We start from the raw sequence: 13,713 nt of genomic DNA, 5'->3' as shown, positions 1-13,713 counted from the left end.
AGAAAGGGCAGGTGAACGTTCTTGCTGCTGTACAGTGTTCGGGAAAGCTTCGGGCAGGCCGTTGCCACCATTGGCGCGCACAAGTTCCGGTCCCTGCTGACGGTTTTGGGGGTCATCATCGGGACGACCTCCGTCATCCTTGTGTCTTCGGTCATTACGGGTCTGGAAAAGAGCTTTGCCGCCATGGTCGAACGCTTCGGCACAAACACCGTCTTTGTCTCGAAGTTCAACTTCGGCAGCCCACGCGAACCGACGTTTGAAGAGCGGCAACGCAAGGACCTGACCTACGAAGACGGTCTGGCCATTGCCGAGCTGCCGAGCGTGGCGGCTGCCACGGCCTGTCTGGGCCGCTGGCCGGGTAGTCCCGATGCGCCCATCCTGAAATACCGTGACCGCCAGGCCAACAATCCGGTCTTGCGCGGCGGCGATCCGGCCTTTCTCGAAGCGCGCAACATGCAGATGTTGACCGGGCGCTACTATACCGAAGTCGAGAGCCGGCACGGAGTGGCCGTGGCCGTCATCGGCTACGACACCGCCGAAACCCTTTTCGGCACGACGGAAGCCGTCGGCAACGAGTTCACCATCAACGGGCAAATCTTCCGGGTTGTCGGCGTGCTGGAAAAGAGCGCGGCACGCGGCATGTTTCCCGGCGCCAACTGGGAGGACAACTGCGCCATCATCCCCCACGCCACGTACCGCCGGCTCTACCCACGGGACAAAAACTACATGATTGTCGCCAAAGCCAGGGACGGGCAACTCGACCGCATGGTGGACGACATTACGCGGCTGCTGCGCAAGCGGCGCAACGTCCCGTTTTACAAACCGGACGACTTTCATCTTTCGACCCCGACGGCCGAGAAAGAAGGCTTTGGGAAAATCACGCTGGTCCTGGCGGCGATTGTCGTCCCGATTTCCGGTATGGCGCTGCTCATCGGCGGGATTGGTGTCCTGAACATCATGCTGGTGTCCGTCACCGAGCGCACCAAGGAAATCGGCACCCGGCGCGCGCTCGGGGCGCGGCGGCGGGACATCATCATGCAGTTCCTGATTGAAGCCATGTCGCTGACCGGCCTTGGCGGGTGCATCGGGATTCTCGCCGGGTTGGGTCTCAGTCAAATCATCAACCTGACCATCCCGGACTTGCCCTCCAGTGTCTCCCTGCTGTGGGTTGGCATTGGGTTTGCGGTTTCGGTCAGCATCGGTCTCGTTGCCGGACTCATTCCGGCCATCAAGGCGGCCTACCTCGACCCGGTCGAGGCCCTGCGCTACGAATGAGTGGCCTGAGCCAAGCTGGAAGCCGGCATCACTGACCGGATGGCAGTCGCCACATCTGCAATCTGGGCCGGCGTGTGGGCCGCCGTCACCGTCAGGCGCAGCCGGCACGCGCCAGGCGGGACGGTGGGCGGGCGAATCCCCACCACATAGAACCCGGCCGCCTGCAAGTCCTGCATGGCACGCATGGTCGCCGCTTCCGCGCCCAGCACCACCGGAAAAATCGGCGCGGGCCAGTCCGGTGAAAACCCCAGCGCCGTTGCCATGTGCTTGATGTTGCGATGCAGCCCTTCCACCAGGGCATCGCTTTCCACGAGCAGGCGCACGGCTTCCAGCGCCGCCGCAACCGGCGCTGGCGGCAGGGCCGTGGTGAAGATGAACGGCCGCGCCCGGTTGATGAGCAGTTCGATGACCACGGCCGGCGCGACAACAAACGCCCCAAAGCTGCCCAGAGCTTTGCCAAGCGTGCCCATCAGGATGAGTGGGCGGCCGGTGTGGTCAAGCTGCGCCGCCAGACCTCTTCCCTGTGGGCCTAGCACGCCCGTGGCATGGGCTTCATCGAGTACGACCCACGCCCCAAAGGTTTCCGCCAGAGCCAGCACATCGGCCAGTGGCGTGACATCGCCATCCATTGAAAACACCGCTTCCGTGACGATGAGCCTGCGCCGCGCCTGTCCGTACCGGGTCAGTTTGGCGCGCAGGTCGTCCAGGTCGTTGTGCCGATACACGACGGTCGTCGCCCGGCTCAGACGGCAGCCGTCAATCAGGCTGGCATGGTTGAGGGCATCGGAGAAGATCACATCCTGAACATCGGTCAGCGCCGTCAGCAGGGACAGGTTGGCGTGGTAGCCGCTGTTGAACAGCAGGGCGCGGTAGCCGGGATGTCCGCCGACCTTGAAGGCAACGAGCGCCTCTTCCAAGGCGCAGTGCAGGTCAAGCGTACCGCAAATCAGGCGGCTCGCCGTCGCCCCGGTGCCCCACTTGGCTGTGGCTGCCTGGGCGGCTGCAATCAGGCGTGGATGCGTGGACAACCCCAGATAATCGTTGCTGGAAAAGTTGACCCACTCCTGCCCGCCGCAGACGAAGGTCACGGCTGGCGGGGCCTGCGCCGGGCGCAGTTCGCGCCACCGGCCGGCGGCCCGGATGGCATCCAGCTCGGCCGTGAGTTCAGTCTGGAGACAGCTCAAAGTCATCGTGGTTTTGTCCAAAATCGTTGGCCCAGAGTGTTTTCAGCCGGGCAGGGCAGCGCCCGTTGCGATGGGATCGCGCGTGACGCACAATAGCAAAGCTGTGTTCCAAACCGGATGGTGAGGTGTCGAAACAGGCATGACGGAAGCGCCGACGCTGGCTGATTACATCGAGGATTTCAAAAAGTTTCTGATGTATGAACGCAATGCTTCTGCGCACACCCTGCGGTGCTACATGGGAGATTTGGAGCAGTTTTACGACTTTCTCTGTCCGCCAAATGCCCAGGGCGTCCGGCGTCAGGTCAGCATCCACGACATTGACAACATCACCATCCGGGAATACCTCGCCACGCTGTACGAAAAGAAGAAGAAAAAAACCTCCATTGCCCGCAAACTGGCCACGCTGCGCGCCTTTTTCCGCCATCTCTGCCGGGAAGGGGTTCTGGAACTCAACCCGGCGCAACTTGTCGCATCACCCCGTCTGGAGCGCAAGCTGCCCAACCACCTGACCGTCGAAGAAGCCATGCGGTTCGTGGAAATGCCTGACCTCGAAACCGTACTGGGCAAACGCGACCGGGCCATTCTGGAAATGCTCTATGCCACCGGGGTGCGCGTGTCGGAGTTGGTCGGCATGAATCTCGAAGACATTGACTTCAGGAACCAGTGCGTCCGGGTGCGCGGCAAGGGGCGCAAGGAACGCATCGTCCCGTTTGGCGAGCATGCCCGCAAGGCACTGGAGCTGTACCTGGGCGTACGGGGACAATTGCTTGCCCATGCCCCGGAGGACAAGCGCGAACCCAACTGCGTGTTTTTCAACTACCAGGGCACGCGGCTGACAACCCGTTCCGTCGGGCGTCTGATTGACAAATACATCCGGCAGTGCAGCGACCTGCACCACATCAGCCCCCACAGCCTGCGGCATTCATTTGCCACACATCTGCTCGATGCCGGGGCTGACCTGCGCGCCATTCAGGAACTGCTGGGGCACGCGCGGCTGACGACCACGCAACAGTACCTGCACGTTTCGACTGACCGCCTGATGGAGGTCTATGACCGGACGCACCCGAAAGCCTAGTCGTCCCGGCGCTGCACCGGCCGGCACCGTACCGGAAAGCACCGTACCGGAAAGCACCGTACCGGCGGCTCAGCCACAGCTTCCCACCGGCAACCGCTGGCGGCGCGTAGGACTGCTGGGCGGCACCTTCGACCCCATCCACTACGGCCACCTGCGGCTGGCAGAGAGTCTGGCGGCCATCTTCAACTTCGACGAACTGCTCTTCATTCCGACCTACAGCCCGCCCCACAAGGACTTCGACCGTGTAACCTCGGCCTACCACCGCTATGCGATGACCGTACTGGCCACGCTCCAGATGGACATTGCCCGCGTTTCGATGGTGGAAATCTTTGCGCCGGAGCGCCCCTACACCGCCGACACGGTTGCGACCCTGCGCCGGACCTATGGCGACGAGACGCACCTGTTCTTCATGATGGGCGCGGATTCCTTTGCCAATCTGCCCAAGTGGGAGCGTTACCAAACCCTGCTCGACAGTTGCCATCTCATCGTCATGACGCGCCCGAAGTATGAAGTCGGCGACCTCGCCACGCTGGCCGGGCAGTACGGTGCCGGGCGGGTCATTGACCTGCGGGGCGGACGGGCCAGCCAGCGGGCCGTCACGAGCAACCTGGGCGAAACCGGCATGCACGTTTTTCTGACTGACTTGTTTGCCCTGGATGTCTCAGCGACGGACATCCGGCAGGCCGTCAGTGAAGGACGCTCCATTGCGCGCTTCGTACCGCCGCTCGTGGAGCGGTATATTCATGTCTATGGACTTTACTCAAACGGACACCACGCTTGATGACGAACGACACTGCTCCACGTCTCCCCGTACGTAAACTGGCCGTCCCCGCCGAAACCACACCGCCCAAGGTCGAAGACCGGCGGGTGTGGCAGGTGATTCATGCCTTGCAGGAAAAGAAGGTCGTCGCACCGGTGATTCTGGACATTGGTCGGCTGACCTCAATTGCCGATTACTTCATCATTGCCACGGGCACCTCTTCGCGCCACGTGCAGGCGCTGGCCGATGAGGTGGAACGCCAACTGGGGCTGCTCAAAACCTATCCCCGCCACATCGAAGGCTATGCCGATGGGCAGTGGGTGCTGATGGACTACGGTGATTTCATCGTCCACGTCTTCACGCCGGAGCAGCGCGACTTTTACGGCCTCGAGCGCCTGTGGAGCGACGCCGGGAAACTGGTTCTTCAGGAAGGTGAATCGCTGCCGGTGATGTGATACTGCCAGTTAGGCACCATCACACCGGTTCGCTGTTTGGAAAAACAGTGTTGCGGACGGCATCCACCAACGCCGCACATTCGCGCATGGCGGCTACGTCGTGGACGCGGACGATATGCGCGCCACCGGCAATCGCCAAAGCCACACTGGCGGCAGTTCCCAGAAGCCGGTCGGAGGGGTCAGCTTTGCCTGTCACCCTGCCGATGAAGGACTTGCGTGAAGGCCCGACGAGCAGCGGCCGCCCCAGCGCCGCCAGACGCGGTAGCGTACCAAGCAGCAACAGGTTGTCTTCGAGGGTCTTGCCAAAACCCAGTCCGGGGTCGAACACGATGCTGTCCAACCCGATGCCGGCTGTGCGGGCAACCTCCAGGCTGTGCTCAAAGCCAGCCGTGACATCCGCCAGAATGTCCGCCACCGGAGGCAAACCGTGCAGAGCGCCGGGCGTGCCGCGACTGTGCATCACCACGACGCCAGCGCCGTGCCGCGCAATGACTTCTGGCATGCGGTCATCGAAACGAAAGCCCGAAATGTCGTTGACAATCACGGCGCCGGCCGCCAGCGCGGCTTCGGCAACGGAAGCCTTGTAGGTGTCGATTGAAAGCGGCACGTCCACAGCCTGGGCCACAGCCTCGATCACGGGAATGACCCGCGCCATTTCCTCAGCCTCGTCCACCGTTTGCGCGCCGGGGCGGGTGGATTCCCCGCCGATGTCAAGGATGTCAGCCCCTTCGGCGACAAGCCGTTGCGCCTGGGCCAGGGCAGCTTCGACCGTGGTGTAGCGTCCACCGTCGGAAAACGAATCCGGCGTGACGTTGATGATGCCCATCAGGCGGGTTGTGGCACCCAGCGTCAGGCCGCCCCGGCGAAGCTGCCAAGTGTAAGGCTGCCGCGCCACGACCGCCAGACCAGTTGCCGTATCAGGAGATGTCATCGGCTTGCCTTGCCCTCGCCGGTGAAGGGATAATTCCGGCATCCACAACATTCGGGGAGAACAGTCCTGTTTTTGTCCCAGGGGTTTGAGGCAATGAAGCAGATTTCCACGGTGGCGCTCAACACCTTTCGGGAGTCCGTACGTGACAAAGTGCTCTACAACCTGGTTGTGGCCGTCCTGATTCTCATTGCGGCGTCGTTGTTCATAGGAGAGTTGTCCATCAATCAGGAACACAAGGCCATCGTGGACCTGGGACTGAGCACATTGCTGCTGTTCGGCTACATGATTGCTGTCTTTATTGGCACCGGGCTGGTGTACAAGGAAATCGAGCGGCGCACGATTTACACGGTTCTGTCCAAACCGCTGCACCGCTACGAGTTCATTCTGGGCAAGTTTTTCGGCCTGTCACTGACGCTGCTCGTCAACTGCACCGTCATGCTCATCGCCCTGATCGTGGCGCTGTTTTATGTCCGCCGCCCGACCGATCCTTCTCCGTTCAGCATCATTCCGGCGGCTTTTCTGCTTTACATCGAACTCCTGCTGGCAACGGCCCTGGCGCTGCTCTTTTCGTCGTTCACAACACCGGCGCTGGCCACCCTGTTCAGCATCGTCAGCTACCTGACTTGCAACTTCACCCCGGACCTTAAGCTCTTTGCCGATGTGCTGAACGTCGAGGTTTACCCCTCACTGCGGATCATGCAGATGGTGCTGTGGGCGCTGTACTACCTGCTACCCAACCTGCACAACTTCAACTTCATCGCGCGCACGGCCCACGGAATTCCCATTACGGGCAGCCAGATGGCCCTCAGTTGCCTGTATGGTGTTGTGTACCTCAGCATTTTGCTCTCTCTGACGCTCTACATTTTTGAGCGCCGCAACTTCAAATAACCTTCTTCCGGGCAAAAGCCCTTCGGCAAGGAAGCCCCTTCGGCAAGGAAGCCATGGAAACGACAGGCGCATCCCGGACCGCCCCTGAACGGTGGCGGGCCTATCTCTACTGGGGCGTTGTCTTCATTGGTCTGGCCAGCCTCTATCCCCTGCAGGTGCGGCTCGACGCCACCTTCAGCCGAAACCGCGCCATCGAGGAAACGCTCTATGTGCAGTCGGGCGAGATGGTACGCCGGCTGTCATTCGGCTTCGAGGGCGTGGTTTCTGACCTCTACTGGATTCGTACTGTCCAGTATTTCGGGCGCAAGCTCGGCGGCGGATTGACCGGCGAAGGAGCCGTGGACTTTTCAAAACTTTCCCGCGAGGACATGCCTTTGCTGGAACCGCTGCTCGACATCACCACGACGGTTGACCCGCATTTCACGGCAGCCTACCGGACAGGGGCGATTTTCCTTGCCGAGTTTGACTACGATGCGGCGCTGGCGCTTCTGCGCAAGGGCATTGCCGCACATACGGACCGGAAAAACCTGTTTCGGATGTGGTCAGACTATGGGGCTATTTGCTGGCGGGCCAAACGCTACGAGGAATGCGCCGAAGCCTATGAGCGGGCTTCGGCACTGGCCATCAGCCCCAGCGACCGGGGCTGGACAGCCGTCATGGTCGGCGCGGCCAAAACCCGTGGGGGCGACCGCCGGACATCCTACCTGCTGTTTCAGAAGCTGCGCGACGAAGCTGAACACGAAGGCGCACGCCTGAGTGCCGAATGGCGGCTGCAACAACTCACCTCACTCGATGAACGCGATTTCATGGAACGGATGATTGCGCGTTTCCGCGAAACCTACCGGCGCAACCCGGCCAGTTTTGCCGAACTGTATCCGCTCCTGGTGGCGCACCGGGACGAAGCCTACGACACGCTGGGGCGGCCGCTGGCGCTGTTTCACGAAGATTTTGAAAAACGCTTCCGGCGTTATGACCGGGCGCCACTTGACCCCAGCGGCGTCCCCTACCGCTACGACCCGGTGCGGGGCTGCGTCGGATTGAACAGCAACTCAAGCGTTGCCCGCGATCTGGAAGAACGCTGCCCGTAGCGCGGTTTACAGCGGCACCGGGTCCATGGAAACCGTTTCCGGTGACATCACCGTTTCCGGTGGCATGACCGGCAGCGTCGTGTCGCCGGTAACATGCCCGGACTCCGGCGTTTGAGAGATTTGTGCCCGGCGGGCTTCGGCTTCAGCGCGCTTGCGCTGGTTGGGGATGAACTCCTGCCGGACGAATTCCTTGAGCGCCGCCACCACCTGCGGGTCAAACTTCGTGCCGGTACTTTCGTCAATCAGCTCCAGCACTTCCTCAATCGGCATCGGTTCCCGGTAGTGGCGCTTGTGGGTCAGGGCATCAAAGAAGTCTGCCACGGCAATGATGCGTGCGCCCAGCGGAATTTGGTCGCCTTTGAGGCCGAAGGGATAACCGCTGCCGTCGAGGTTTTCATGATGGCCGGCGGCTATCAGTGGCAGGTCCTGCATATCCCGTGTGAAGTGAATCTTCGACAGAATATCGTAGGTGTTTTTGGCGTGGTCGCGCATGTGGGCGTACTCTTCCGGCGTCAGCTTGCCCGGCTTACAGAGAATGGCCTCGCGCGTCCCGATCTTGCCGTAGTCGTGCAGCAAGCCAGCGTAGTAAATCCGGCGGCGCTCGGCTTCCGGCAGGTTCATATACTTCGCAATCGAGCGCGAGTACCGCGCCACCCGCGCCGAGTGTCCGGCCGTCAGGTCATCACGGGCGTCAATGGATGCCGCCAACGTCGTCACGAAGCTCTGGAAGGTGATTTTCTGTTCCTCCAGCAGGTAGATGTTTTCCAGCGCCAGCCCGGCCTGCCGGGAAACCGCCATCAGAAACTCCAGTTCCTCATCTTCAAAGGTTTTCCTGGTCGTCAGGTTGTCGAGATAGCACACGCCCCAGGTACGGCTTGCCGAACTGATCGGGGCGCACATCACCGAGCGGATGGACTGGAAAATGATGCTTTGCTGGCTGGCAAAGCGGGCATCGTTGCGGGCATCGAGGCACAGTTCCGCGACGTTACCCTCATAGACCCGGCGCACAATTGTCTGGCTTGGAGAAACCTGGGCGGCATCGCCGTTGCGCAGCCGTGCCGCCTGCTGGCGCAGGGTATTGTCTTTCGGGTCGGCCAGCAGAATGACGCCCCGTTCGGCTGGCAATACGTCAAACAGCAGGGTCAGAAGCTTTTCAGCCAGTTCCTCACGGGTCGTCACGGCCAGAATTGCGCTCGTAATCTCGTAGAGTGCCTTCAGGCGATTGACGGTCGCGGCATTGGTCAGTTGGGTTGCCCGGATGAGAGACGTATTGAGGTAGCGCGTCTGGGAGTGGTCAATGACCGACATCACCTGGTGTGGCTCGGCTGCTTCAGACGGCTTTGCCCCCTGGTTGGCATACTCGAAGACGATTTCCGTCCCGGCGAGCTTGCGCCCCAGTGCGAGCCGGTCGCCGCTGTGCAGTTGCGCTTCCGAAACGCGCTGGTCGTTGACGTACGTTGCGCCGGTGCTGCTCCGGTCCACCAACGTCGCATGCACACCATCGAAGCGCAGCTCGACATGCAGGCGGGATACGTAAGGGTCATCAATCTGCAAGTCGTTGTCTGCAAGACGACCAATGCGGAAAACCGGTTTGTTCAGCATGGCCGTCGCTTCTTTTCCTGCTGCGTCCCGGTACTTCAGCGTTCCCCAAGCCTTACCGACGTGCTGCTCCATAAGAAGTCATCCCTTCCCGAAAGCGGTTCAGCCACAAGGCTACCTTTCCTCAAAACCTGGCCTGCCGAGCACACGCGCTTCGGCCGGCGCACCAAAAACCAACCAAGGGGGCTGAAAAACAACTGTGACCCTAGCACATCATTTTGCAGTTTGTCGTCCCGTTCCGGCACGTGGGCGCTGACACCTGGGGCAGAAGTAGGTCGAGCGTTGCCCCTGGCGAATCCGGGCAATGGGAGTTTCACAGCGGATGCAGGGTTCGCCTTCCCGGTCATACACGAGCAGAGCCTCGGCAAAAGCCGCGCCAAAATACTGCCCGGTGATGTTTTCCGGGTCCACGTCAAGGGTCGTGCCGGCTTCGATGGCGGCCTCCAGCAGGACGCGGATGGTCTTCCACAGGTCTTTGACCTTGGATTTGGATACCAGATTGGCCGGGGTGAGGGGATGGAGACCGACGGCAAAGAGGACTTCCGCTGCGTAGATATTTCCCAACCCGGCTACGCGCGTCTGGTCGAGCAGGACTTCCTTGATGGGACGCCGCGTGCCGGCCAGCGTGCGCTGCAGGTAGTCCGGGGTGAAATCCGGCCCCAGCGGTTCGGGCGCGAGATGGCGCAGTTCCTCAAGCTGGAACAATGCGGCCGTGGGTGCCAGCCGCATGATGGCGAAGTGCCGCTGGTCCTGAAACACCAGGCGACGGTCGTTGTCGAGGTCGAAGACGGCGTGGGTGAACTTTGGCAGTGGGGCGTCAGGTGCCAGATACAGAAACCGGCCGGCCATCCGCAGGTGAACGAGCAGGGTATGGGCATTGTCCAAGTGTAGCAGCAGGTGCTTGCCGCGCCGCCCGACTTCGGTAAACACGGCCCCCTGCATCCCTGCGACGACCGTGGCGACAGACTGTGGCGCAACGAGGCGCGGACGGTGGATGCGGACGCCAATGACCCGCCGCTGTTGAAGGCGTCGCTGCAACTCACGCGCGACGCCTTCGACTTCAGGAAGCTCCGGCATACCGGTCCAGCGGGGCTAACGCACTGAGGTGGTCGGAGAGAGTCCGGGAAGGGTCACAACCATCACCCCCGAAGTGACCGAGCCGGCATAGATGCGCCCCGGCGCGAACACATCGAAAGCCGCCGCCCACATCCGATGTTCCGGCAACACGGCCCGCTGGTCGAGGCGGTGGAAAAGCTGCCCGCCATTGACCGAAAGATACAGCCCCCCGCCCTGGGCATCGCCAATCAGGACCTCATCCGCCTGGCGCGGGTTGAACCGGATCACGGCAATGTCACCAAAGCCAATGCCGCGCGCCAGCCGCTCCCAGGATTTGCCGCCATCAAAGCTGACATAGGCCGTCCGCCGTGTCCCGACGAATATGGTTTCCGGTCGGCGTGGGTGAAAGGCTATTTCCTGCACGCAGGTGGCATCCTTGAAGGCTTTCATTGGCAGGTCGGCCCGCTGCCACGTCGCGCCCCCATCCTGGCTCATGAGCATCCCACCCGAGATGCCGGCCAGAATGACCTCTGACGACTGCGGCGACACGGCCACCGAAAAGACACGTCCACGGTACGCGCCCAGGCTGACTTTTTCCCAGCCCCTGGCCGGGTTGTCCGTTCGGAACAGTCCTTCCCAGGCCGCGGCGTAGAGCCAGCCGTCAGTGGTTGACACCAGTTCGACGACGTGACCCTTCAACCGTTGCCGCAGAATGGTTCGGCGCGCTGGCGGGCGAGCGGCTGTGCGGCGGCCTTTGGCAGGGCCCTTGGCAGACGGCCGGGCGCTCGGCGCGGCTGGCGCGGTCGCTGGTTGTCTGCCGCCCGGTGCAACCGGCGTCGGGCGCCAGGTAGCCGGCGGGTTGGCCGGCTGCCAGAGCTTTCCGCCATTTTCCGTCACAAACACCCCATCGCTCGTCGCGGCATACAGACGGCGCGAATCCCCCACCGGCGCGTGCAGGCCATAGACATCCCGTGCGCCAAGCCCCTGCGAGGAGGAATACCAGGTCTGACCGAAATCATTGGAGACATAGACGCCGCCTTCCGCACCGTTGAACATCACGGAGGCAAACAACCGCCCACGCTGCATGCTGTCGGCCAGCAGCCCCGACACGCGGCGCGTCACAAATCCTTGATTGTATGCCTGAAAGGTGTTTCCCCCGTCTTCACTGATGAGGACGCCCCGGTTCTCCGTGCCGACGATGACCCGCTGGGGCGCAGACGGATGAATGCGGATTTCGTTGATGGTCGTCGTCGTGGGCAGAATCTGCCGCCACGTCTCGCCACCATCCAAGGTGTGCCACAGGCCCTCGGTCGTGCCGGCGAAGATTTCTTTTTCGCGGGTGGGATGCGGAAAAATGACGTGCGTCCGGCGGGCGCTGGAGGGGATTCCCTTGAACTTCGTCCAGTTGCGCCCTCCGTCAAGACTGCGGTAGATGCCGCTACAGGCGCTGCAATACACGCGGTCGGGATCAAAGGTGTCAATGGCGATGCTGAAAATGTCAGAGTCTTCGATGAGCTTTGAGGTCTCGCCGTGGATAAAGGTCCAGTTCTTGCCGCCGTCGGTCGTCTTCCACGGCAGATACCAGGTGCCGACATAGACCGTATCGGCGCTGCGCGGGTCAATGGCGACGGATTCGATGTTCCGAATGCCAGGGTGTCCGGCCGGTGACAGCCGCGCCCATGTCTCCCCACCATCCGTCGAACGAAATGCGCCATTCAGGGTTCCGGCCACCAGCACACTGGCGTTGCCCGGAGCCATGGCAAAGGCGCGGACGGACTCTCCGTTCAACACCGCCCGCCAGGTCTGCCCCCCGTCTGTGGACTTGTACACCCCGCCATCGCGGTCATTTTCAAGCACCCACACGGCCGCATACAGTGTGTCGGTTGCCGTCGGGTCAATCACGATACTTTCGATGATGTACTGCGGGCGGTTGAAGGTCGGCAGCCAGCGCCAGGTCTGCGCGCCGTCCACCGTTGTGTAGATTTGTCCATCGGCCGTTCCGATGAACATCCGCTTGGGATTGGTCGGGTCCTGCGCCAGGGCGCGCACCGTACCGCCAAAGGGGCCGGTGACTTTCCACTCGGTTTGCTCAAGCAGCGCTGGCGTCAGCACCGGCGCTGGCGTTTCCAGCGCCGCAGAAACAACCTGGCCCGTGGCAAAACAACCGGCGAAAAACACGGCGAGAAGTGTCCCCAAAGCGACTAACTTCATCGTTTTCTCTCTCTTACATGCAAATATCGAAACTTTTACGCGAAGTTGTGCAACCATAGCATGTTCACCTTGGTAGGGCTACGCCTGCCGAAGATTCGCTGGCGGTTTGAGTCCCAACCGATAGCCGGCATCCACGAACAAGGTCTCACCGGTCACGGCATCGGCGCTGAGCAGGTATAGCAGCGCCTGTGTGATGTCCTCCGGCGTCACCCCTTCCGGCGTTCCGGTCAGGTTGACGATGCCGGGTGCAATGGCATTGACCTGCACAACCGGCGCCAGCACCTTGGCCAGCCCTTCGGTCAGCATGATGAGGCCGGCTTTGGAGACGTTGTAATGAAGATACGCCGCCCACGGGCGGACACCCCCGACACAGGCGAGGTTGATGATTTTCCCCCGTCCCTGCGCCAGCATCAGCCGCGCCGCCCGGCGCGCACACCAGAAAGGCGCTGTCAGGTTGACGGCCAGTGTCTGTTCCCAGTCAGCATCGGTGAGTTCGGGCCAGGGACGGCGCTCAAAAACCGCCGCATTGTTGACCAGAATGTGCAGCGTCCCGAAACGGCGCAGGATGCCTTCAAAGAGGGCATCCACGTCCTTCCGCTGACGCAGATCGGCAGGAAAGACTTCGACCGTGCCTCCGCCAGCGCGGAGTTCGGCCGCAAGCGTCTCCGCCGTCGGATGTGAGCTGTGGCAGTGGAGTGCCACGTGAACGCCCTGCGCCACAAGGGCGCGCACCATGGCCGCCCCCAAACGGCGCGCCCCACCTGTCACCAGGGCAATCCTTCCGGCCAGTTCCACGGCACTTCCTCAAAAAATCTGCGTCTAACGGTGCCGGCTTTTGGCCGGCTGGTCAGACCATGGCATGGTTTTAGCCCCAAACCCGTCTGTGGAAAGAGACTACGCCGTTGATGCCTGAAAAGAAACCACGTCGTTCCCCGCTGGAGTGGCTGGTGCCGGTCTTTTTCGTGCTTGTCGGAACGTGGTATCTGCTCGAATGGGGGCTGGCGTCCCCGACCGGTCTGACGTTTCGCGCTGGCGTTGGTGTCCTTCTACTCGTGTATGGCGGCTGGCGGCTCGTGCGTCTCCGGCAGCCGGGGGCCACGCCGCCGGCCAGCTAGCCGGTCTCACATCCAGCCGGAAAACACTTTGGCGGCGGAGGTGGCTTCGCCGCCAAAGGTGCTGTCCGCCTTTGCA

The 13,713-nt window shown here is 62.0% G+C and carries 13 protein-coding genes; 7 read left to right on the top strand and 6 right to left on the bottom strand.

The genetic code is table 11. The features are described 5' to 3' along the window. Positions 1-21 precede the first annotated feature (21 nt). Complete coding sequence (locus J8C01_RS01630; protein ID WP_014098837.1) at positions 22-1,275, top strand: ABC transporter permease; 1,254 nt, start codon at positions 22-24, stop codon at positions 1,273-1,275. Here the strand turns inward: J8C01_RS01630 and bioF are convergent. Then, positions 1,266-2,465 carry an 8-amino-7-oxononanoate synthase gene (bioF, locus tag J8C01_RS01625; protein WP_014098836.1) on the bottom strand — a complete coding sequence of 400 codons (1,200 nt, stop codon included), beginning with the start codon at positions 2,463-2,465 and terminating at the stop codon, positions 1,266-1,268. The two genes, J8C01_RS01630 and bioF, sit on opposite strands and share 10 nt — an antisense overlap. Before the next feature lie 133 nt (positions 2,466-2,598). Between bioF and xerC the strand changes: the two genes are divergently transcribed. Genes xerC through rsfS form a run of 3 tightly spaced genes read left to right on the top strand, consistent with a single transcriptional unit; the run spans position 2,599 to position 4,749 of the window. Beyond that, positions 2,599-3,534, top strand: a complete 936-nt coding sequence (gene xerC, locus J8C01_RS01620) for a tyrosine recombinase XerC (protein ID WP_014098835.1) — start codon at positions 2,599-2,601, stop codon at positions 3,532-3,534. Continuing rightward, a complete protein-coding gene (gene nadD, locus J8C01_RS01615) occupies positions 3,509-4,315 on the top strand; it encodes a nicotinate-nucleotide adenylyltransferase (protein WP_014098834.1) in 807 nt (268 codons plus the stop codon). Before xerC ends, nadD begins: the two co-directional genes overlap by 26 nt. Then, on the top strand, positions 4,315-4,749 hold the full coding sequence (gene rsfS / locus J8C01_RS01610; RefSeq protein WP_014098833.1) for a ribosome silencing factor: 435 nt from the start codon (positions 4,315-4,317) through the stop codon (positions 4,747-4,749). The genes nadD and rsfS overlap by 1 nt, the downstream gene beginning before the upstream one ends. 19 nt (positions 4,750-4,768) lie before the next feature. Here rsfS and folP read toward each other — a convergent pair whose 3' ends face one another. Further along, positions 4,769-5,680: a dihydropteroate synthase gene (folP, locus tag J8C01_RS01605; RefSeq protein ID WP_014098832.1), complete on the bottom strand. Its 912-nt coding sequence runs from the start codon at positions 5,678-5,680 to the stop codon at positions 4,769-4,771. 93 nt (positions 5,681-5,773) lie between these two features. Between folP and J8C01_RS01600 the strand changes: the two genes are divergently transcribed. Continuing rightward, positions 5,774-6,568, top strand: a complete 795-nt coding sequence (locus J8C01_RS01600) for an ABC transporter permease (RefSeq protein ID WP_014098831.1) — start codon at positions 5,774-5,776, stop codon at positions 6,566-6,568. A 53-nt stretch (positions 6,569-6,621) separates the two neighbouring features. After that, entirely contained in the window at positions 6,622-7,656 is a 1,035-nt protein-coding gene (locus tag J8C01_RS01595) for a tetratricopeptide repeat protein (RefSeq protein ID WP_211432165.1), read from the top strand. Between the two features lie 6 nt (positions 7,657-7,662). On the opposite strand, the gene J8C01_RS01590 is transcribed toward J8C01_RS01595, so the two are convergent. From J8C01_RS01590 to J8C01_RS01575, 4 genes are all read right to left on the bottom strand, one after another. Next, complete coding sequence (locus tag J8C01_RS01590; RefSeq protein ID WP_211432164.1) at positions 7,663-9,330, bottom strand: HD domain-containing phosphohydrolase; 1,668 nt, start codon at positions 9,328-9,330, stop codon at positions 7,663-7,665. A 138-nt stretch (positions 9,331-9,468) separates the two neighbouring features. Continuing rightward, positions 9,469-10,332: a bifunctional DNA-formamidopyrimidine glycosylase/DNA-(apurinic or apyrimidinic site) lyase gene (gene mutM, locus J8C01_RS01585; RefSeq protein WP_211432163.1), complete on the bottom strand. Its 864-nt coding sequence runs from the start codon at positions 10,330-10,332 to the stop codon at positions 9,469-9,471. 15 nt (positions 10,333-10,347) lie between these two features. Continuing rightward, positions 10,348-12,522 (bottom strand): WD40/YVTN/BNR-like repeat-containing protein, encoded by a 2,175-nt coding sequence (locus J8C01_RS01580; RefSeq protein WP_211432162.1) that lies wholly within the window; start codon positions 12,520-12,522, stop codon positions 10,348-10,350. 78 nt (positions 12,523-12,600) lie between these two features. Further along, a complete protein-coding gene (locus tag J8C01_RS01575) occupies positions 12,601-13,317 on the bottom strand; it encodes an SDR family NAD(P)-dependent oxidoreductase (protein ID WP_014098826.1) in 717 nt (238 codons plus the stop codon). Positions 13,318-13,427: 110 nt separating this feature from the next. On the opposite strand from J8C01_RS01575, the gene J8C01_RS01570 reads away from it, so the two are divergent. Continuing rightward, a complete protein-coding gene (locus J8C01_RS01570; protein ID WP_014098825.1) occupies positions 13,428-13,637 on the top strand; it encodes a hypothetical protein in 210 nt (69 codons plus the stop codon). Positions 13,638-13,713: the final 76 nt, after the last annotated feature.

The sequence above is a fragment of the Chloracidobacterium sp. D genome (assembly GCF_018304685.1).
GTDB classification, from domain to species: domain Bacteria; phylum Acidobacteriota; class Blastocatellia; order Chloracidobacteriales; family Chloracidobacteriaceae; genus Chloracidobacterium; species Chloracidobacterium thermophilum.
This window is presented reverse-complemented; position numbering and strand designations above follow the sequence as displayed.